Origin of the sequence: Protofrankia sp. Cr1 (genome assembly GCF_963555865.1) — a bacterium.
Taxonomy (GTDB): Bacteria; Actinomycetota; Actinomycetes; order Frankiales; family Frankiaceae; genus Protofrankia.
In genome coordinates this window covers 1-1,265 of sequence record NZ_CAUVXO010000700.1, presented here as the reverse complement: position 1 = coordinate 1,265, position 1,265 = coordinate 1, and the positions used below count along the sequence as shown (strand labels likewise).

The window sequence follows — 1,265 nt, the reverse complement described above, 5'->3', positions numbered from 1 at the left end:
GATAACCGCTGGTCAGGATGGGTGCGCCGCCAGGGACTTGAACCCCGAACCCGCAGATTAAGAGTCTGCTGCTCTGCCAATTGAGCTAGCGGCGCGTGTCGCCTTGCGACGGATCTGAATGTATCAGGTCCAGGGACGATCGAGGTCCACCAGTGGCCCCAGCCAAAGCCAACGTGACGACAAGAAGCCGCGATCGGGCGACGCGTCCGGCGGCACGGTCGACCCGAGCGGCCCGCCGGGATGGACGGGGCTGGTCGGCCGACCAGCTGGAGCATGCAGCGGCGCACGAGTGGAAGGTCGACGTACATCGAACGCCCGAAATGCCCGATATATGGACGGAAACCTTCCACTCGTGCTGGTGCGTGGCGGCGCCGGGCACGGCTTGAGCGGCTGGAGAGCGGTCAGCCGTTCTCACAACCGGTACCGTCGTGATTACCGTCGAGCTTGAACGGGTCGGGCGAGCGCACCCGCAGCGGGCCCCGCACATAGTTGGGGCCGTCACCCGTGCCGCCGGCACAGTCGTAGTCGCCGATCCCGTCATGAAGGCAGACATCGGGGTAGGCGGGGTCACAGTTGCCCGCCGGTGCGGCCGCCGCGGTCGTCGCCGGCCGCGGCGCGGGCGCAGCCGCGGGAGCCTGACCCGCGGCCTGGGCCGATGGTCGAGATACCGGATGTGTAGTCGGGGCCGTGGCGGCGTTCCCGGCTGCGGACACGGCGGCGGACGCGGACGTCGTCGCGACCGCTACGGCCGGTTGCGGGGCCGCCGGGATCTCGCCAGCAGTCGGGGTCACCGGCCCAGCTGCGACGGCCTCGCCGGCAGGGAACCCGACCGTGGCCGACGGGCTCGGTGACGCGGACGGGTCGGCGGACGGGCTCTGCGAGCTCGACACCGCCAACGACGTCACCGTGGCCGGGCCGTTGTTGCCCCCGACCGCCGCGAGCACGAGGAAACACAGGAAACTCGCGCCGGTGAGGAATCCAGCGGTACGGCGGTTGTGGACGCGCACGCGGTGAAGGTGACCGCGCACCAGCCCAATAAACCCGACAATCATGACGACTAGGACAATAAATTCGCAAAACTCCAGCATGCAACCCCCCCGTGAACGTGACGGGTGACTATAGCGCATACCGGAACGAAGGAACGACACGCCCACCCGGCCGGGTCACGGGCCGGGCGCCAGGTTCGCGCTGCCTACTGGCCTGGCGCCGCGTCCACACTGAACGCGGGTCCACACTGAACGCGGATTCACACCGGATGCCGCACG

At 68.9% G+C, this 1,265-nt stretch carries 1 protein-coding gene and 1 tRNA gene; both read right to left on the bottom strand.

Features of this window, described 5'->3' with window-relative positions:
• Positions 1 to 22: 22 nt before the first annotated feature.
• A tRNA-Lys gene (locus U9980_RS28200) sits at positions 23 to 95 on the bottom strand.
• Between the two features lie 306 nt (positions 96 to 401).
• Complete coding sequence (locus U9980_RS28195) at positions 402 to 1,088, bottom strand: hypothetical protein (RefSeq protein ID WP_322770704.1); 687 nt, start codon at positions 1,086 to 1,088, stop codon at positions 402 to 404.
• Positions 1,089 to 1,265 lie beyond the last annotated feature (177 nt).

Bases quoted from the DNA above. Each gene is read 5' to 3' on its own strand.
- U9980_RS28195 (WP_322770704.1), bottom strand. From the start codon at position 1,088: ATGCTGGAGTTTTGCGAATTTATTGTCCTAGTCGTCATGATTGTCGGG.